The 19,362-nt window shown below is 71.2% G+C and carries 16 protein-coding genes; 9 read left to right on the forward strand and 7 right to left on the reverse strand.

The genetic code is table 11. The annotated features are described in order from the left end of the window. Positions 1–22 precede the first annotated feature (22 nt). A complete protein-coding gene (locus LUX31_RS18375) occupies positions 23–385 on the reverse strand; it encodes an SH3 domain-containing protein (protein ID WP_235475862.1) in 363 nt (120 codons plus the stop codon). A 184-nt stretch (positions 386–569) separates the two neighbouring features. Here LUX31_RS18375 and LUX31_RS18380 point away from each other — a divergent pair, with 184 nt between their 5' ends. Continuing rightward, positions 570–2,735: a protein kinase domain-containing protein gene (locus tag LUX31_RS18380; protein ID WP_235475863.1), complete on the forward strand. Its 2,166-nt coding sequence runs from the start codon at positions 570–572 to the stop codon at positions 2,733–2,735. Positions 2,736–2,828: 93 nt separating this feature from the next. Here the strand turns inward: LUX31_RS18380 and ilvD are convergent, their stop codons facing one another. The 4 genes from ilvD to LUX31_RS18400 all read right to left on the reverse strand — a co-directional run bounded on the left by ilvD (position 2,829) and on the right by LUX31_RS18400 (position 7,541). Next, positions 2,829–4,682, reverse strand: coding sequence for a dihydroxy-acid dehydratase (gene ilvD, locus LUX31_RS18385; protein ID WP_235475864.1), 1,854 nt, complete (start codon positions 4,680–4,682; stop codon positions 2,829–2,831). Positions 4,683–4,896: 214 nt separating this feature from the next. After that, complete coding sequence (locus LUX31_RS18390; RefSeq protein WP_235475865.1) at positions 4,897–5,517, reverse strand: TetR/AcrR family transcriptional regulator; 621 nt, start codon at positions 5,515–5,517, stop codon at positions 4,897–4,899. Then, positions 5,514–6,353, reverse strand: a complete 840-nt coding sequence (locus LUX31_RS18395) for a sugar phosphate isomerase/epimerase family protein (protein WP_235475866.1) — start codon at positions 6,351–6,353, stop codon at positions 5,514–5,516. Before LUX31_RS18395 ends, LUX31_RS18390 begins: the two co-directional genes overlap by 4 nt. Positions 6,354–6,596: 243 nt before the next feature. Then, a complete protein-coding gene (locus tag LUX31_RS18400; protein WP_235475867.1) occupies positions 6,597–7,541 on the reverse strand; it encodes a Ppx/GppA phosphatase family protein in 945 nt (314 codons plus the stop codon). A gap of 83 nt (positions 7,542–7,624) precedes the next feature. Between LUX31_RS18400 and LUX31_RS18405 the strand changes: the two genes are divergently transcribed. Beyond that, complete coding sequence (locus LUX31_RS18405) at positions 7,625–8,473, forward strand: hypothetical protein (protein WP_235475868.1); 849 nt, start codon at positions 7,625–7,627, stop codon at positions 8,471–8,473. Between the two features lie 11 nt (positions 8,474–8,484). Here the strand turns inward: LUX31_RS18405 and LUX31_RS18410 are convergent, their stop codons facing one another. After that, complete coding sequence (locus tag LUX31_RS18410) at positions 8,485–10,281, reverse strand: BACON domain-containing protein (RefSeq protein ID WP_235475869.1); 1,797 nt, start codon at positions 10,279–10,281, stop codon at positions 8,485–8,487. A gap of 241 nt (positions 10,282–10,522) precedes the next feature. On the opposite strand from LUX31_RS18410, the gene radA reads away from it, so the two are divergent. Continuing rightward, positions 10,523–11,932 (forward strand): DNA repair protein RadA, encoded by a 1,410-nt coding sequence (radA, locus tag LUX31_RS18415; RefSeq protein WP_235475870.1) that lies wholly within the window; start codon positions 10,523–10,525, stop codon positions 11,930–11,932. An 81-nt stretch (positions 11,933–12,013) separates the two neighbouring features. Then, a complete protein-coding gene (disA, locus tag LUX31_RS18420; protein ID WP_235475871.1) occupies positions 12,014–13,138 on the forward strand; it encodes a DNA integrity scanning diadenylate cyclase DisA in 1,125 nt (374 codons plus the stop codon). A 19-nt stretch (positions 13,139–13,157) separates the two neighbouring features. On the opposite strand, the gene LUX31_RS18425 is transcribed toward disA, so the two are convergent. After that, positions 13,158–14,021 (reverse strand): hypothetical protein, encoded by an 864-nt coding sequence (locus tag LUX31_RS18425; RefSeq protein ID WP_235475872.1) that lies wholly within the window; start codon positions 14,019–14,021, stop codon positions 13,158–13,160. 408 nt (positions 14,022–14,429) lie between these two features. Between LUX31_RS18425 and LUX31_RS18430 the strand changes: the two genes are divergently transcribed. The 5 genes from LUX31_RS18430 (at position 14,430) to cseC (ending at position 19,123) form a co-directional block, all read left to right on the forward strand. Then, on the forward strand, positions 14,430–15,347 hold the full coding sequence (locus tag LUX31_RS18430; protein WP_235475873.1) for an A/G-specific adenine glycosylase: 918 nt from the start codon (positions 14,430–14,432) through the stop codon (positions 15,345–15,347). Positions 15,348–15,617: 270 nt separating this feature from the next. Beyond that, positions 15,618–16,160 (forward strand): SigE family RNA polymerase sigma factor, encoded by a 543-nt coding sequence (locus LUX31_RS18435; protein WP_235475874.1) that lies wholly within the window; start codon positions 15,618–15,620, stop codon positions 16,158–16,160. A gap of 203 nt (positions 16,161–16,363) precedes the next feature. Then, a complete protein-coding gene (locus LUX31_RS18440) occupies positions 16,364–16,975 on the forward strand; it encodes a hypothetical protein (RefSeq protein WP_443045977.1) in 612 nt (203 codons plus the stop codon). A gap of 64 nt (positions 16,976–17,039) precedes the next feature. Further along, on the forward strand, positions 17,040–17,747 hold the full coding sequence (gene cseB / locus LUX31_RS18445; protein WP_235475875.1) for a two-component system response regulator CseB: 708 nt from the start codon (positions 17,040–17,042) through the stop codon (positions 17,745–17,747). An 8-nt stretch (positions 17,748–17,755) separates the two neighbouring features. Next, positions 17,756–19,123, forward strand: coding sequence for a two-component system sensor histidine kinase CseC (gene cseC, locus LUX31_RS18450; protein WP_235475876.1), 1,368 nt, complete (start codon positions 17,756–17,758; stop codon positions 19,121–19,123). Positions 19,124–19,362: the final 239 nt, after the last annotated feature.

Genomic DNA, 19,362 nt, shown 5'->3' on the forward strand with positions numbered 1-19,362 from the left:
GGTACCCGGGTGGATCACACGCTCACGAGCAGCGCGGTGCCACGTAGCCGTCGCTGCCTGTCAGGACGTACGCGTCCGAGACGTACTGGCCGTTGTCGATGTTGTCCCAGATGTTCGACGTACCGTACGGACCGGCGATCGACTCACCGGGGCGCTGGCAGTAGATCGGGATCTTGGCGCCCTCGGACAGGACGCGGACGATGGTGTAGCTGGTGCCGGGGCCGCTGCGGACGTTGAGGCGGTAGCCGGGGGCGACCGAGTAGTAGCGCACGGCCGCTGCCGCCGCCGCGGTCGTGATCTTCAGCTCCGTCCGGCCCGCCCCGTTCGTCTCGATCGCCTCGTTCGCCTCGTCGGCCGTTCTCTCCCCGATGTGGTCTGTGGACATGAAAAAACCTCCCCCGTTGGACCCCCATGACTGCCATGGGGTCCCGTTGATACCCCTAAAACACGCCATGAAACACATGTACGTAACTCGTACACCCGCGTCAGCAAGCCGCCTCTGTCCCGTCAACCTCATCGACTAGGCTCCGTCCGTCGCGCGCGCGGCCGAACAGCACGGGGGTGAGTCCATGACGCCACAGCGGAACTCCGGACCCGGCGCGGAAGCGGAACTTCCGGAGTACGCCGGTCAGTACCGTCTGGAGTCACGGCTGGGTTCCGGCGGCATGGGCGTGGTGCATCTGGCCCGGAGTACCTCCGGGATGAAGCTCGCCGTGAAAGTCATTCATGGTGAGTTCGCCAAGGATCCTGAGTTCAGGGGGCGTTTTCGGCAGGAGATCGCCGCCGCCCGGCGCGTCAGCGGTGCCTTCACCGCGCCCGTCGTCGATGCCGACCCGGATGCCGAACGGCCTTGGATGGCCACCCTGTTCATTCCCGGGCCGACCCTCGCCGAGGAGGTGAAGCGGAACGGGTCCATGAGTGCCGGTCAGTTGCGGCGGCTGATGGCCGGGCTCGCCGAGGCGCTGCGGGACATTCACCGGGTCGGGGTCGTCCACCGGGACCTGAAACCGAGCAATGTGCTGCTCGCCGAGGACGGTCCGAAGGTCATCGACTTCGGCATTTCTCGGCCGAAGGACAGCGAACTGCGCACCGAGACCGGCAAGTTGATCGGTACGCCGCCGTTCATGGCGCCCGAGCAGTTCCGGCGGCCCCGGGAGGTCGGGCCGGCCGCCGACATCTTCGCCCTGGGGTCGGTGATGGTGCACGCGTCGACCGGGCGCGGGCCGTTCGACTCGGACAGTCCGTACGTCGTCGCCTACCAAGTCGTGCACGACGAGCCGGACTTGACCGGCGTGCCGACCAACCTCGCCCCGCTGGTGCTCCGTTGCCTCGCCAAGGAACCCGAGGACCGGCCCACTCCCGATGAACTCATGCGGGCGCTCAGGTCGGTTGCCGCCTCTTATGACACGCAGTCGTTCATACCCGAGCAGCGAAGTGCCTCCAGCACCGGTTCCGGTTCCGGTTCCGTCTCCCCCGGCTCCCCCGCTTCCCCTTCGTCCTCCCCCAACTCCCCATCCCCCGAGCGGCGTTCGGATCGGCGGCGGCTGCGCAAGCGTGTCCTCCTCGCCGCCGGTGCGCTCGTTCTCGTCGCCGGGGGTGTGTTCGCCTCGGTGCAGGTGCTCGGCGGTGATCCGGCCGCCTCGCCCAAGGGGGATTCCTCCGGTGGCGGTACGGCGACCACTGCCGCAGCTTTCCGGGGCTGGTCGGTACGGCCGGCCGGCGACGACGCCGGGATGCCCCTCTGCTCGTACGGCGGCGGGAAGTTGTTCTGTGCGCAGAAGGGGCTGGTCTCCGCCATCGACCCCGCTGACGGCACCGTCCTGTGGCGGCACCCGATCGACGCCACGCTCGTTGCCAGCCGCCCGCCCGTCCTGTCGGGCGGGCTCGTGCACCCCCCGCAGAACGAGGGCCCCCGGATGGAGGCGCTCGACCCCCGCACCGGCGGCATCCGCTGGCAGGAGACCTCGTCCGACCGCGTCGGCCTCGGATACGCCGGCGGAATGACCCTGCTCGTCGGCGCCGACGGGAAGGTCACCGGCGTCGACAGCGCGTCCGGCGACAGCAAGTGGAACCGGCGGATCGCCGATCTGAGCGGGCCGCAGTTGTTCGGCTTCGCCGGTGACCAGCTCGCGTACGCCACGAGCCCCGACGAGGGCGGGGCGAGCACCCGGGTCGCCGCGCTGGACCCCGACACCGGTGACGTGCGCTGGCAGGAACGGCTGGACGGGGAGTTGAGGCCCATCGGCACCACCTCCGAGGGCGCCTCCGTCTTCTTCGCGGCTCTCGACAGCGAGTACGGGGACACGGTCGCCGTCGTCGCCTACGACCCGGAGAGCGGGGCCACGCGCAGGGTCGACGTGACCGTTCCGCTCACGCGGGCCCAGGGTGCCGTGCGCGGCAACGTCGTCTATCTGATGGCGGCGGGAGGTGGGCTGACCGCCGTGGATCTGGCGGCGGGGAAGCAACTCTGGTCGCTGCAGACGTCCGTGAGCCTCGGCTCGGCGCCGGCCGTCGACGGGCGGTACGTGTACTTCACCGCCGCCGACGGTCGGCTGATCGCGGTCGACGCCCGTACGGGGACACTCGTCGGGCAAACCTCGCCCCGGCTCGACGCGGCCTCGGACACGATCGCGGCCTCGCTGCCCGCCCCCGTCGTCGCCGACGGGCGTGTGTACGCGAGCGCTCCCGACGGTTCCGTCTTCGCGGTGGACGCGGGCGATCCGGCGCGCTGGTGACGGGCGGCGGCTGAAAACACGTACAGAAGCCAAGAATCGTACGAAGAAGGGCCGCTCCTCAGGAGCGGCCCTTCTCTACAGACGCTGCGGGCGTCAGCCCAGCTTCGACACGTCCCGGACCGCGCCCCGGTCGGCGCTCGTGGCCATCGCCGCGTACGCGCGCAGGGCCTGGGAGACCTTGCGTTCGCGGGAGACGGGGGCGTAGACGCCGTTCAGGGCGGATTCGCGGCGGGCCAGCTCGTCGTCCTCGACCAGCAGCTCGATCGTGCGGTTCGGGATGTCGATGCGGATGCGGTCGCCGTCCTTGACAAGGGCGATCGTGCCGCCGGAGGCCGCCTCGGGGGAGGCGTGGCCGATGGAGAGGCCCGAGGTGCCGCCGGAGAAGCGGCCGTCGGTGACCAGGGCGCAGGCCTTGCCGAGGCCGCGGCCCTTCAGGTACGAGGTCGGGTAGAGCATCTCCTGCATGCCGGGGCCGCCCTTGGGGCCCTCGTAGCGGATGACGACGACGTCGCCCTCCTTGACCTGCTGCGTGAGGATCTTCTCCACGGCCTCTTCCTGCGACTCGCAGACGACCGCGGGGCCCTCGAAGGTCCAGATCGACTCGTCGACGCCGGCCGTCTTCACGACGCAGCCGTCGACGGCGAGGTTGCCCTTGAGGACGGCCAGGCCGCCGTCCTTCGAGTACGCGTGTTCCGCGCTGCGGATGCAGCCGCCGGCGGCGTCCGTGTCCAGGGCCTCCCAGCGCTCCGACTGGGAGAAGGCCTCGGCGGAGCGGACGCAGCCGGGCGCCGCGTGCCACAGCTCCAGGGCCTCCGGCGACGGCGAGCCGCCGCGCACGTCCCACGTCTTCAGCCAGTCCGCGAGGGACGGGCTATGAACCGAGTTCACGTCCTCGTTGAGCAGGCCCGCGCGGTGCAGTTCGCCGAGGAGGGCGGGGATGCCGCCGGCGCGGTGCACGTCCTCCATGTAGTACGTGCGGTCCTTGGCGACGTTCGGCGCGACCTTCGCCAGGCAGGGCACCCGGCGCGAGACCTCGTTGATGTCGTCCAGGTCGAACTCGACTCCGGCCTCCTGGGCGGCGGCCAGCAGGTGCAGGATCGTGTTGGTCGAGCCGCCCATCGCGATGTCGAGCGCCATGGCGTTCTGGAAGGCCGCGAAGGTGGCGACGTTGCGGGGCAGGACCGTCTCGTCGTCCTGCTCGTAGTAGCGGCGGGTGATGTCCATCACCGTGCGGCCCGCGTTCTCGTACAGGGCCTTGCGGGCCGTGTGCGTGGCCAGGACCGAGCCGTTGCCCGGGAGGGCGAGTCCGATGGCCTCCGCGAGGCAGTTCATCGAGTTGGCCGTGAACATGCCGGAACAGGAACCGCAGGTCGGACAGGCGTTCTCCTCGATACGGAGGATGTCCTCGTCCGAGATCTTCTCGTTCACGGCCTCGGACATCGCGTCGACCAGGTCGAGCGTACGGACCGTGCCGTCGACGAGGGTCGCGCGGCCGGACTCCATCGGGCCGCCGGAGACGAAGACCGTGGGGATGTTGAGCCGCAGGGCGGCGTTCAGCATGCCCGGGGTGATCTTGTCGCAGTTGGAGATGCAGATCAGGGCGTCGGCGCAGTGGGCTTCGACCATGTACTCGACCGAGTCCGCGATGAGGTCGCGGGAGGGGAGGGAGTACAGCATGCCGCCGTGGCCCATCGCGATGCCGTCGTCGACGGCGATCGTGTTGAACTCGCGCGGGATGCCGCCGGCGGCCTTGATGGCCTCGCTGACGATGCGGCCCACCGGCTGGAGGTGGGTGTGGCCCGGCACGAACTCGGTGAAGCTGTTGGCGACCGCGATGATCGGCTTGCGGCCGATGTCCGCGCCCGGTACACCGGAGGCGCGCATTAGGGCGCGGGCGCCCGCCATGTTGCGGCCGTGGGTGACTGTGCGGGACCTGAGCTCGGGCATCGTCGCTCGCTCCTTCGGAGAGTTTTGACTCACGTCGAGCGTACGCCGGGTGTTCCGGTTGCCGACACGGTGTCCGGAATGCGGGATGAGTGTCTCGTTTTTGGGTGCGGAGCTTGGTGGGCGGGTGCGGGTCCGGTGGGGGCTGGTCGCGCAGTTCCCCGCGCCCCTAAGGCCAGCCCATCGCGCCGTCCGCTGGAAGCTCAGCCCCCGCCCCCTATTGGGGCCCGGCCAGGTGGGCCTGGATCGCGGGAGCCACCCGTTCGATGATCTGCTCCGGGTTCGCCGAGGCCAGGGGTTCGATCTTGATCACGTAGCGCAGCATCACGATGCCGACCAGTTGAGCCGCTGCCAGTTCGGCGCGGAGTTCCGCGTCCGGGAGGTCCAGCTGGGCGGCTACTCGGCGGAGGAGCTGGGTGGAGATCAGGCGGCGGAAGACGCCGGCCGCTGCCTCGTTGTTCACGGCGGAGCGGACGATCGCGAGGAGGGCCTTGCGGGTCGCCGGGTTCTCCCAGACGCCGAAGAAGAAGCGGGCCAGGCGCTCGCCGACGCCGTCGAGGGGGCCCTCGGCGATCGAGCCGGGGGCGCTCAGAAGGGGGCCGACGGCCACCTCGATCGACGCCTCGAAGACCTGCTCCTTCGTGCCGAAGTAGTGGTGGACCAGCGCCGAGTCCACGCCCGCCGCTTTCGCGATGCCGCGTACGGACGTCTTGTCGTACCCCCGTTCGGAGAACTCCTCGCGGGCCGCCGTCAGGATGCGGTCGCGGGCCGCGGGGGCGTCCGCGGAGTCCGTACGGGAGGGTCGTCCCCGGCCGCGGCGGGGGGCCGCGCTCGTCATGGGCGCGGTCCCCCGCCGGGGACAGCTCTGACGGTCGAGGCCAGGTGGAGGCGGGTGAAGGCGAGCGCCTCGGCGAGGTCGGCCTCGCGCTCGGCGCTGGACATCGCGCGGCGGGTGTTGACCTCGATCACGACATGGCCGTCGAAACCGGTGTGCGCGAGCCGTTCGAGCAGCTCGGCGCAGGGTTGCGTACCGCGGCCCGGGACGAGGTGCTCGTCCTTGTTGGAGCCGTTGCCGTCGGCGAGGTGGACGTGGCCGAGGCGGTCGGCCATGAGGTCGACCATCTCCATGGCGTCGCTGCGGGCGGTCGCGGTGTGGCTGAGGTCGATCGTGAAGTGGCGGTAGTCGTCCTTCGTGACGTCCCAGTCGGGGGCGTACGCGAGCATCTCGCGGTCGCGGTAGCGCCACGGGTACATGTTCTCGACGGCGAACCGGACGTCCGTCTCGTCGGCCATGCGCCAGATGCCGGTGACGAAGTCGCGGGCGTACTGGCGCTGCCAGCGGAAGGGGGGGTGTACGACGACTGTCGTCGCGCCGAGTTTCTCGGCTGCCGCCTGGGCGCGCTGGAGTTTGGTCCAGGGGTCCGTGGACCAGACGCGCTGGGTGATGAGGAGGCAGGGGGCGTGGATGGCGAGGATGGGGATCTGGTGGTAGTCGCTCAGTCTGCGCAGGGCTTCGATGTCCTGGCTGACCGGGTCCGTCCAGACCATGACCTCGACGCCGTCGTATCCGAGTCGCGCGGCGATCTCGAAGGCCGTCGCCGTCGACTCCGGGTACACGGAGGCCGTGGACAGGGCGACCTTCGCATCCGGGATGCGTACGACTGGTTCTGCCACGGGGACAGGGTACGGGGTGAGTAGGTTGGCCGGTGTTGGGGTGCCTATTCGCCGCCGGGGTTCGGTGGTTGGGCGGGTGCGGGCCGTGGGTGGCTTGTCGCGCAGTTCCCCGCGCCCCTAGGTAGGTGCCGCCCAGGTCGCCCCAGAAGGGCCGGAGCTTGTCGCGTCCGCGCGGCGGAGCCGCACAATGACACGGCCCGGCGCCCCTGGGTGGGGACCGCCCAGGTCACTCGACAAGTACTGCTACTCCGTGCCCAAGTGGGTGCCCATGTGGTCCAGTCTGCGGAGGATTACGCCCTCTCGGAGGGCCCAGGGGCAGACCTCCAGGGTTTTTACGGCGAAGAGGTCCATCGCCGCCTCTGCCACCAGGGCGCCCGCGACCAGCTGGTTCGCTCGGCCTTCCGAGACTCCGGGGAGGGCCGCTCGCTCCGCTGTCGTCATGGAGGCGAGTTCGGGGACCAGGGACTGGAGGGACTCGCGCTTGAGTTCGCGCTGGACGTACAGGCCGTCCGTGGAGCGGGCCGCGCCGGCCAGGCGGGCGAGCTGCTTGAAGGTCTTCGACGTGGCGACGACGTGGTCGGGGGCGCCGAAGCGGCTGAACTCGCCGACCGTACGGGCGATCTGGGCGCGTACATGGCGGCGCAGCGACCTGATGTCGTCGGGGTCGGGCGGGTCGCCGGGGAGCCAGCCCGCGGTGAGGCGGCCGGCGCCGAGCGGGAGGGAGGCGGCGGTGTCGGGTTCCTCGTCGATGCCGTAGGCGATCTCCAGGGAGCCGCCGCCGATGTCGAGGACGAGGAGCTTGCCCGCCGACCAGCCGAACCAGCGGCGGGCCGCGAGGAAGGTGAGGCGGGCCTCCTCGGCGCCGGTCAGGACCTGTAGCTCGACGCCTGTCTCGGCCTGCACGCGCGCGAGGACGTCGTCGGCGTTGGTCGCCTCGCGCACGGCCGAGGTGGCGAACGGGAGCAGGTCCTCGACGCCCTTGTCCTCGGCGGCCTGGAGTGCGTCCTGGATCACGCCGATGAGTTTGTCGACCCCTTCGGGGCCGATGGCCCCGGCCTCGTCGAGGAGTTGGGCGAGCCGCAGCTCGACCTTGTGCGAATGCGCGGGCAGCGGGCGCGCGCCAGGGTGTGCGTCCACCACCAGCAGATGCACCGTGTTCGATCCCACGTCGAGGACACCGAGTCTCATGTACGAAACGCTACTGCCAGCCGAGACCGCATCCGTCCCCGGAGCGGTGCCGGAAGGGGGTCCGGGCCACTTACCCTGGACGCGTGCCAAAGACGAAAAAGGCAAAGGCCGACAAGTCGGCAACGTCAGCCCCCTCCGCGAAGTCCCCGAAATCCACAAAATCTTCGAAGTCGGCCACGGCGGGCGACGAGAAGGGGCTCGACTTCGCGCGCGCGTGGGTGGAGTTCCCTGATCCTGCGGACGACGAACAGGTCTTCCGCTGTGACCTGACATGGCTGACCTCTCGCTGGAACTGCATCTTCGGAAGCGGCTGCCAGGGCATCCAGGCCGGCCGTGCGGACGACGGCTGCTGCACGCTGGGTGCCCACTTCTCCGACGAGGACGACGAGAAGCGGGTCGCCGGACATGTGGCGCGACTCACGCCCGACATCTGGCAGCTGCACGATGTCGGCACCAAGTCCGGCTGGACCTCGGAGGACGAGGAGGGCTCGCGACAGACCCGGCCCTACCAGGGCTCCTGCATCTTCCAGAACCGGCCGGGGTTCGCGGGCGGCGCGGGCTGCTCGCTGCACATCCTGGCCCTGAAGGAGGGCCGCGAGCCGCTGGAGACCAAGCCGGACGTCTGCTGGCAGCTTCCGGTGCGGCGGACGTACGACTGGATCGACCGGCCCGACGACACGCGCGTGCTCCAGGTGTCGATCGGTGAGTACGACCGGCGCGGCTGGGGTCCGGGCGGCCACGACCTGCACTGGTGGTGCACGTCGGCGACCTCGGCGCACGGCGCGGGCGACCCGGTGTACGTGTCGTACCGGCCGGAGCTGGTCGAGCTGATGGGCAAGGCGGGGTACGACCGGCTGGTCGAGCTGTGCGAGGAGCGGCTGGCCTCGCAGTTGCCGCTGCTGGCTCCGCATCCCGCCGATCCCGTTCACTGACAAACGGCTGGTCAGGACATCACGGGGCTCGGGGTCTCGCTGTCGCTCGGTGGCGGTGACGTGCCCCCGGGGTCTGCCGGGGTCGAGGTCACCGAGGGCGTAGGGGTGGGGGTCGGGGTGGGCTCCGGGTCCGGTGAGGGCGGTGGCGGGTCGCTGGGGGGCGGGGTGGCGGGCGCCGAGGTCGTCGGGTGCGGGTTCGGGGGCGGGGCGCTCGGGCGGGGCGGGCCGGGGGCGGGTGCCGGTGGGTTCAGCGGGGTCGGGTCCGGGGGTGTGGGCGCGGTGCCGTACCCCTCGATGGAGACGACGGCGGACGCGGGTGCGATCGACACGCGCGCGCTCCAGTGACCTGCCGGTTCGCGCAGAGGGTCGACGTACACCTTGATCGTGAACGACTCGCCCGGCCGCAGCGTTCCCGTCGAGCGGCTCGGATACAGCCAGGACGCCCCGGTGGACGCCGTCCAGCGCACCGGTGTGTGCCCGGACGCGGTGAGGGTGATGAGCGTCGTGTCGCCGTCGCTGGTGGCCTCCACGGTGAGCAGGCCCGGGCTCTCCTTCGCGCCGGGGACGGCGCTGACGACCTCCACGGAGACGTCCGGTGACCCGGCGTCCTTCCTGAGGAGGCCGGCGTCGGGGCCGGTGCCCGCGTTGCCCGCGTTCCCGGCGTTCTCGTAGCCGCCGCCCGTGTCCTCGCCGTCGAGGATGTCGGGGCGCTGTGCCTCGCTCGCGGTGGCCGACCGGTCGCCCGGGCCGCCCTCGACGGTCATCGGGGCCCCGCGGTAGGCCGCCCAGAGGGCGAGCACGGGGGCGGCGACCACGGTGGCGACGACGGTGGTCGTGACGGCACGCGCGCGTAGCCGGTCCCTTCGGGCGGCGCGGTCCTTGGGGTCCATCGGGAAGCCACGCCGGTCGAAGCGCGGGGCGGCGGCGCCCCGCGCGCGCGGGAGGTGGGCCATGGCGACGTGCAGGGCCGCGCGGGGTGCCTCCAGTACGGGCAGTTCGGCGGGCGTGACGGTGGCTCCGGGCCAGTGGCCGGGGACGGCCCGCTCGGCGGTACGGCGGCACCGCGGACAGTCGTCGACATGCCGGACCAGTTCGCGGCGCAGGGCGCTGCTGAGCACCAGCTGGTGGTCGCCGGTGAGGCGGGCGACGCTCGGGCAGGCGCCGGTCTCGACGACGGCGAGGGCCGCGCGGGTGCGTTCGACCTCGCAGGCGGCGGAGGCCAGCAGTTCGCGGGCGGCGGTGGCGTCCATGCCCAGGACGGCGGCGACCTCGTGGGCGGCGAGCTTGTGGCGTACGGCCAGTTCGAGCGCCTCGCGCTGCTCCGGGGTGGTGCCGGCGGCCTCCGGCCAGGCGAGCTGAGCCAGTTGACGGCGATGCTCCTCCTGGGCCTCCTCGGAGACGGGGACCGGGGAGGATGCCTCCTGGGGAGCGGGGGCGGCGGACGCCTGCCGCTTCCCGCGTCGGCCTGCCGCGTGCGTGCTCTGACGTTTCTGCTTGGCCTCGGCCAGCTTGCGCAGACAGGCCCAGCGGGCCAGGGCGTACAGCCAGGCCCTGCGGTCGCCGGAGGACTCCGGGTCGCGCGGGCTGCGGCGTTCGGCGAGCGCGAGGACGTCGCCGAGGGCGGCGGTGGCCGTGTCGTGGTCGCACAGGACGGACAGGCAGTAGGTGAACAGGCCGTCCAGATACGGCTCGTAGCGCGCGGGTGGGCGCTGGACCAGCGTGCGCCCCGCCGCCCGGTCGCGCGCCTCACGGTGCGCCCGGTGTGCGCCGGTGCTGCGGGTCGGGGTCTCCGGGCTGCTGCTCATCATCCGTGCGACCGTAGGCGTCTTACGACGACCCCTTCTCCCACCTTGAGCACATTTAATCCGTACGGGTGAAACGATCCCTCAATAGGGGACAGGAACCCCGGATTCCGTGGCTCGTTCGCGATGTGACGTGGCCGATTCACGCCGGGGGCGCACGTTCCGGCACCGGTCGCCGAGCGCGGTGCGAGGCCGGTGTCGGTGACCCGGGTCCGCGGTGTCAGTGGTGCCGGATACGGTTCGTCCCATGGCTGCCCGTACGAAGACCGCGAAGGACCGACCGTCCTACCGCTGCACCGAGTGTGGCTGGCAGACGGTCAAGTGGCTCGGCCGCTGCTCCGAGTGCCAGGCGTGGGGCACGGTCGAGGAGTACGGCGCGCCCGCGGTCCGTACGACGGCACCGGGCCGTGTCACCACCTCCGCGCTCCCCATCGGCCAGGTCGACGGCCGCCAGGCCACCGCCCGCTCCACCGGCGTACCCGAGTTCGACCGCGTGCTCGGCGGTGGACTGGTCCCGGGGGCCGTGGTCCTGCTGGCCGGTGAACCGGGCGTCGGCAAGTCGACCCTCCTCCTCGACGTGGCGGCGAAGTCGGCGAGCGACGAGCACCGCACGCTCTACATCACGGGTGAGGAGTCCGCGAGCCAGGTCCGGCTGCGCGCCGACCGCATCAAGGCGATCGACGACCACCTGTACCTCGCGGCGGAGACGGACCTCGCGGCCGTCCTGGGCCACCTGGACGCCGTCAAGCCGTCCCTCCTGATCCTCGACTCCGTCCAGACCGTCGCCTCGCCCGAGATCGACGGCGCCGCGGGCGGCATGGCGCAGGTCCGTGAGGTCGCCGGGGCGCTGATCCGCGCCTCCAAGGAGCGCGGGATGTCGACGCTCCTGGTGGGGCATGTCACCAAGGACGGCGCGATCGCGGGGCCACGCCTCCTGGAGCACCTGGTGGACGTGGTCCTGTCCTTCGAGGGCGACCGCCATGCGCGCCTCCGCCTCGTGCGGGGCGTCAAGAACCGCTACGGCACGACGGACGAGGTCGGCTGCTTCGAGCTGCACGACGAGGGCATCACGGGCCTCGCCGACCCGAGCGGCCTGTTCCTGACGCGGCGCGCCGAGCCGGTGCCCGGGACCTGTCTGACCGTCACCCTGGAGGGCCGCCGCCCGCTCGTCGCCGAGGTGCAGGCGCTGACTGTCGACTCGCAGATCCCGTCCCCCCGGCGGACGACCTCGGGCCTGGAGACGTCCCGGGTCTCGATGATGCTCGCGGTTCTCGAACAACGGGGCAGGATCAGCGCCCTCGGAAAGCGGGACATCTATTCGGCCACGGTGGGCGGAGTGAAGCTCTCCGAGCCCGCCGCGGACCTCGCGATCGCCCTCGCGCTGGCCTCCGCCGCGAGCGACACCCCGTTGCCCAAAAACCTGGTCGCGATCGGCGAAGTGGGCCTCGCGGGCGAGGTCAGAAGGGTGACGGGGGTCCAGCGCCGACTGGCCGAGGCCCACCGTCTGGGCTTCACCCACGCCCTCGTTCCGTCCGATCCCGGCAAGATCCCCGCCGGTATGAAGGTCATCGAAGTCGCCGACATGGGGGATGCTCTCCAGGTGCTCCCGAGGTCGCGTAGGCGAGAGGCCCCACGGGAGGCGGAGGACCGCCGGTAGACTTTGCCCAGGTCTCGCCCGTGCGTACGAACCCAGTGTGCGAAACGGGGGCACCCCAGAACCTGCGACCGGAGGAGTGCAGTGGCAGCCAACGACCGGGCAGCAGCTCCCGGAAAGTCCGGTGGGAGCTCCGGTGCCGATGGCCTGATGCGCGCCTCACTGAGCGCCGTGGCACCTGGCACGGCCCTGCGCGACGGGCTTGAACGGATTCTCCGCGGCAACACCGGCGGACTCATCGTGCTCGGCTCCGACAAGACCGTCGAGGCGATGTGCACGGGCGGTTTCGTCCTGGACGTCGAGTTCTCGGCGACCCGGCTGCGCGAGCTGTGCAAGCTCGACGGCGGCATCGTGGTCTCGTCGGACCTGTCCAAGATCCTGCGGGCCGGTGTCCAGCTGGTCCCCGACCCGACGATCCCCACCGAGGAGACGGGCACCCGGCACCGCACCGCCGACCGTGTGTCGAAGCAGGTGGGCTTCTCGGTCGTCTCCGTCTCCCAGTCCATGCGCCTGATCGCGCTGTACGTGGACGGCCAGCGCCGTGTCCTGGAGGACTCGGCCGCGATCCTGTCCCGCGCGAACCAGGCCCTGGCGACCCTGGAGCGCTACAAGCTCCGCCTGGACGAGGTCGCGGGCACGCTCTCCGCGCTGGAGATCGAGGACCTGGTGACGGTCCGGGACGTCTCCGCGGTCGTCCAGCGCCTGGAGATGGTCCGCCTCATCGCGACGGAAATCGCCGAGTACGTGCTGGAGTTGGGCACCGACGGACGCCTCCTGGCCCTCCAGCTGGACGAGTTGATCGCGGGCGTGGAGCCGGAACGCGAGCTGGTGGTCCGGGACTACGTCCCCGAGCCGACCGCCAAACGCTCCCGCACGGTCGACGAGGCGCTCGCGGAACTCGACGCCCTCAGCCACGCCGAACTCCTCGAACTCTCCACGGTGGCCAAGGCCCTGGGCTACACGGGCTCACCCGAGACCCTCGACTCGGCGGTCTCCCCCCGCGGCTTCCGCCTCCTGGCGAAGGTGCCACGCCTGCCCGGCGCGATCATCGACCGCCTGGTGGAACACTTCGGCGGCCTGCAGAAGCTGCTGGCGGCGAGCGTCGACGACCTCCAGACGGTGGACGGGGTCGGCGAGGCGAGGGCACGGAGCGTGCGGGAGGGGCTTTCGCGGCTGGCGGAGTCGTCGATCCTGGAGCGGTACGTGTAGCTGGGCCCGGGGGGCTTGCTCAGTCGTTGTCAAGCACGAAGGACGTCTGGGCCTTGGTGAACCCCTGGGCCTGCGCCTCGACCAGGTAGGTGCCGGCCGTCGCCGTCGCTGTCCCCGCCTCCGGTGTGGCGCACTCGGGGGCGCTCGCCTTGCGGTCCCACTCGAAGGTGTACGTGATGCTGTCGCCGGCCGAGACCCGGAACAGCAGACCCGACGTGTCCTTGGGGCAGTCGTCCGAGGACCAGATGTCGTCGTCGCTGCTCGCCTGCGTGATCGTCACCACGGCCGACTCCGGGCCGAGGTCGATCTTGCAGTCGTTGGCGGAGGAGTTCTTGGCGACCAGCTGGAAGGTGGGCGTCTCGTCGGGCGCGTACGAGTTCTGGACGCTGCGCAGGCTCAACTGGACGATGCCGGGCGTGCAGTTGGGCAGGGTGGAACCGGCCGGAAGGGTGTCGCCGCTGCCTACGCTGCCGTTGACGCCGTCGTCCGTGCCGGTGCCGCCACCGGTCCCGGCGGACCCGCTGCCGCCACCGGAACCGGCCGAACCTTCCGACCCGCCCGAGCCAGTTGAGCCCCCGGAAGCAGAACCAGAGCCGGAACTGGTGCCCGAGCCGCCGCCGCTGGTGTCCGTGTCCCCCGACTCGTCGCGTCCGCCCGGGGCTTGACTGATCGCGGGGCCCGAACCGGACGGGCCCGGGGTGATCGTCTGCACAGGGTTCTTGCCGTTGGCACCGTCCGTGCCGTTGTTCCCGCCTCCGCCGCCGGAGGCGACGACCCAGACGACCAGCAGCGTCAACAGGGCGAGCACAGACAGCAGAACGGCCCTCCGTCGCCAGTAGATGGAGGAGGGAAGCGGCCCGACCGGATTGCGCATAGATCCCACGGCGCAAACTGTACGAGAGATCGGCCCGTGCACTCGCCCCACCCGCCGCCGGGTGCACAACTTTTCCGGATCATCATCCCGGCGAACTCCTCCGGAGGAGCAGGCAGTTCACGCCCCCGCCGCCCCTACCCGTCCCATCCTTGGGGGCTGCCGCCCCCAGACCCCCGCTGTCGGCCTGAACGGCCTCGTCCTCAAACGCCGGACGGGCTGGGGGGTGCCGGCCGGTGCTTGATCTTTTAGCCCGTCCGGCGTTTGAGGACAAGGCCCGTTCAGGGCCGACAGCGGGGGTTCGGGGGCGGCAGCCCCCGAGGATGGGAACGGGTAAGGGCGGCGGGGGCGAAACAAACCCGTCCGCACCGCACCGCATCGCACACCCCCGCACCCCCACATGGCAGGATCGAACCCGCCATGACTGCGCCCACGAAACCCCCGCACCGCGACGCCGACACCCCCGCCACCGACCTCCACTCCCCGGTCATCGACTGGTTCGACGAGCACGCCCGAGACCTCCCCTGGCGCCGCCCCGACGCCGGCCCCTGGGGCGTGATGGTCAGCGAGTTCATGCTCCAGCAGACCCCCGTCAGCCGCGTACTGCCCGTCTACGAGCAGTGGCTCACCAACTGGCCCCGCCCCGCCGACCTCGCCAAGGACGCCCCCGGCGAAGCCGTCCGCGCCTGGGGCCGCCTCGGCTACCCCCGCCGCGCCCTGCGCCTGCACGGCGCCGCGGTCGCCATAACGGAACGCCACGGCGGCGACGTACCCACCGACCACTCCCAACTGCTCGCCCTGCCCGGCATCGGCGAGTACACCGCCGCCGCCGTCGCCTCCTTCGCCTACGGCCAGCGGCACGCCGTACTGGACACGAACGTCCGCCGGGTCTTCGCCCGCGCCGTCACCGGCGTCCAGTACCCCCCGAACGCCACCACCGCCGCCGAACGCAAGCTCGCCCGCGCCCTGTTGCCGGACGACGAGCAGACGGCCGCCCGCTGGGCCGCGGCCTCCATGGAACTCGGCGCGCTCGTCTGCACGGCCAGGAACGAGACCTGCCACAGCTGTCCGATCGCCGCCCAGTGCGCCTGGCGGCTCGCCGGGAAGCCCGAGCACGAGGGCCCGGCCCGCCGCGGTCAGACGTACGCGGGCACGGACCGCCAGGTGCGCGGCAAGCTGCTCGCCGTACTCCGCGAGGCCCACAGCCCAGTACCGCAGGCGGCGCTCGACCGGGTGTGGCACGAGCCGGTGCAGCGCGCCCGGGCCCTGGACGGACTCGTCTCGGACGGTCTGGTCGAGCCCCTCCCGGGCGGGCTGTACCGCCTGCCGCACAGCTGAGACACATCCCGGGACACAGACTCGGCCTTCCGTAACGCGTCAAACACTCCTCCCCCACCCTCCAAATCACCCCACACCACCACCAATTACCCCTCCCGCTTACCCCTTCCCTACTTCCGTTACACAACCGACGGACAGCCGCGCGCTCCCCGCAGGCTGGCTCGGACAGCTCCGTGACAACCCCTCCGTAGCTTCATCCCTGTACAGACCACAGGGCAGTGAAAGCCGGCCGGCAGGCGGGTCGGAAACGGGGATCGGAGGCGGTTGGACATGACGCAGCAGGGCGAGGTGCTCGAATTCGAGGAGTACGTCCGCACACGGCAGGACGCGCTGTTGCGCAGCGCCCGTCGACTGGTCCCGGACCCCGTCGACGCCCAGGACCTGCTGCAGACGGCGCTCGTACGGACGTACGGCCGCTGGGACGGCATAGCGGACAAGCGGCTCGCGGACGCCTACCTCCGCCGGGTGATGATCAACACCCGGACCGAGTGGTGGCGGGCACGCAAGCTGGAGGAAGTGCCCACCGAGCAGCTTCCGGACGCGTGTGTGGACGACTCCACCGAACAGCACGCGGACCGCGCCCTCCTGATAGACGTCATGAAGGTGCTCGCACCCAAGCAGCGCAGTGTCGTCGTGCTGCGACACTGGGAGCAGATGTCCACGGAGGAGACGGCCGCCGCCCTCGGCATGTCGGCCGGAACGGTCAAGAGCACGCTGCACCGGGCGCTCGCCCGGCTCCGGGAGGAGCTGGAGGCCCGCGATCTGGACGCACGCGCGCTGGAGCATGAGGAGCGGGAGCGTTGCGCGGCCTAGGCACAGGGGCGACCGGTCCCGGGGTCCCACGGGCACGGACGGGGACAGGCGCAGGGACGGATTCGGACGCGGACCCGTCTTCGGGTCCGGGTCCGGGTGGCGGTCCCGATCCGGGTGCTGGCTCACGGGGGTGGCAGGGGCACGGCTCGGGGCTGCTCACGCACCCGACTCCGTCCACCCCTGCCCGGCGGGCCTTTCAGGCGGTGATCACGGCTACGGCCGTGCTCGCCGCCCTCGCCCTTTTCGTCACCGCCTGCGCCACCGGCGGCACCGGCGCCCGTGACGAGGGTCCGGCCGGCGCGGACGCCGCCGCGGGCAAGCTGAACCCCACGCCCTCGCCCTCCGCGTACGCCACGACGGACGACGTGGACGGGGTCCAGCTCGTCATGGACGACCCGGGGGTCGCGGCCTCGGTCAAGCGCGCGCTGAAGCCGTGCGTCGGGGACGAGTACCCCGTCGACGTGTCGTACGGCGATCTGACCGGCGGGGCCTCGGACGACGTCGTCGTCAATGTCATGACGTGCAGCGATGCCGTCGGCGTCGGGTCGTACGTGTACCGCGAGTCGGGCAGCGGCACCGGCTACCGGAACGTCTTCCGGGCCGAGGAGTCCCCCGTCTACGCGGAGATAGACCGGGGCGACCTGGTGGTCACCAAACAGGTGTACAAGAAGGACGACCCGGTGACGAGCCCGTCGGGCGAGAATGTGATCACCTACCGGTGGACGGCGGGCCGCTTCACCCTGGAGTACCGCACGCACAACGAGTACAGCAGCGCGGTCGACGGCGACACCGCGCCGACGACGGACCCCAACTGACCCGACGCACGACCTGACGCACAAGACGCACAAGACGCATAAGACGAGAACTGAGAGCACCGGGATGGCAGACCAGACCCACGTCCTCTTCGTCGAGGACGACGACGTCATCCGCGAGGCCACCCAACTCGCCCTGGAGCGGGACGGCTTCGCGGTCACCGCCATGCCCGACGGGCTGTCGGGCCTGGCGGCGTTCCGCGCGGACCGCCCCGACATCGCCCTGCTGGACGTCATGGTCCCGGGCCTCGACGGGGTCAGCCTGTGCCGCCGTATCCGCGACGAGTCCACCGTGCCGGTGATCATGCTGTCGGCGCGCGCCGACTCCATCGACGTGGTCCTGGGCCTGGAGGCGGGCGCCGACGACTACGTCACCAAGCCGTTCGACGGTGCCGTCCTGGTCGCCCGGATCCGCGCGGTGCTGCGCCGCTTCGGTCACGCGAGCGGCCCGAACGCGGCGGGTGCGGAGGGCGGGGCGCCCGTGACCGGCGGGGTGCTCGTCTTCGGTGACCTGGAGATCGACACCGAGGGCATGGAGGTCCGCAAGGAGGGCCGGCCGGTGGCCCTGACACCCACCGAGATGCGGCTGCTGCTGGAGTTCTCGTCCGCGCCGGGCACGGTCCTCTCCCGCGACAAACTCCTCGAACGCGTGTGGGACTACGGCTGGGGCGGCGACACCCGCGTCGTCGACGTCCATGTGCAGCGGCTGCGTACGAAGATCGGCCAGGACCGGATCGAGACGGTCCGCGGCTTCGGCTACAAGTTGAAGGCCTGAGCGGACCCATGGGCGCAAGAGGAACCAGGATCAAGGGCCTCAGGCTCAGGGGCATCACAGGCCTTACGGGGATCCACACGGGGCTCCGATGGAAGCTGAGCGCCGCCATCGCGCTGGTCGGCGCACTCGTGGCGATCACGCTCAGCCTGGTCGTGCACAACGCGGCCCGGGTCTCGATGCTGGACAGCGCGCGCGATCTCGCGGACGAACGCGTCCTGATCGGGCAGAGCAACTACAACCTGTCGGGGCGGCCCAACTTCCCCGGCATCAAGGTCGACGACCCGAACCTGCCGCAGGAGCTGCGGGAGAAGGCGGCGGAGGGCCGCCGGGCGACCTATGTGACCGACCGGCCGGACGGGGTGCCGGACATCTGGGCGGCCGTGCCGCTCAAGGACGGCCACATCATGTCGCTGCACACCGGGTTCACCGACCGCAGTACGGACATCATGGCCGACCTCGACCAGGCGCTGATCATCGGCTCGATCGCGGTCGTGCTGGGAGGCAGCGCGCTCGGTGTGCTGATCGGCGCGCAACTGTCGCGCCGGCTACGGAAGGCGGCGGCGGCCGCGAACCAGGTCGCCAGAGGCGAGACGGACGTACGAGTACGGGACGCCATAGGCGGTGTCGTACGGGACGAGACCGACGACCTCGCCCGGGCGGTGGACGCGATGGCGGACACCCTGCAGCAGCGTCTTGAGGCGGAACGGCGGGTCACGGCGGACATCGCGCACGAGCTGCGTACGCCGGTGACGGGACTGCTGACCGCCGCCGAACTCCTCCCTCCGGGCCGGCCGACGGAGCTGGTCCTGGACCGGGCGAAGGCGATGCGCACGCTGGTCGAGGACGTCCTGGAGGTGGCCCGGCTCGACGGGGCGTCGGAGCGGGCGGAGTTGCAGGACATCATGCTGGGTGAGTTCGTGGCGCGGCGGGTGATCGCGAAGGACCCGGAGATCGCCGTGCACGTGGTGCACGAGTCGGAGGTCACGACGGACCCGCGCCGCCTGGAGCGCGTGCTGTTCAACCTCCTCGCGAACGCTGCGCGGCACGGCAAGGCACCGATAGAGGTGTCGGTGGAGGGTCGGGTCATCCGCGTGCGCGACCACGGCGCGGGCTTCCCGGAGGACCTGTTGGCGGACGGCCCGAGCCGCTTCCGCACGGGCAGCAGCGACCGCTCGGGCCACGGCCACGGCCTCGGCCTCACGATCGCCGCAGGCCAGGCCCGAGTCCTGGGCGCCCGCCTCACGTTCCGCAACATACGCCCCCCGGGCGCCCCGGAGGACGTCCCCGCAGAGGGCGCGGTAGCAGTCCTGTGGCTCCCGGAACACGCCCCGACCAACACGGGCAGCTACCCGATGATGCCCCGCCCGAAGCCCTGAGTTTCGCCCCCGCCGCCCTTACCCGTTCCCATCCCTGGGGGCTGCGCCCCCAGACCCCCCTGTCGGCCTGAACGGCCTCGTCCTCAAACGCCGGACGGGCTGGAGGGGGCTGGCCTGGGTGGGTAGAGGCGGGCTGAACGGGCCTCGTCTTCGAACACCGGCCGGGGTTGGTCTTTCAGCCCGTCCGGCGTTTGAGGACAAGGCCCGTTCAGGGCCGACAGGGGGGTCTGGGGGCGCAG

Source organism: Streptomyces sp. GQFP, assembly GCF_021545335.1.
Lineage (GTDB): Bacteria > Actinomycetota > Actinomycetes > Streptomycetales > Streptomycetaceae > Streptomyces.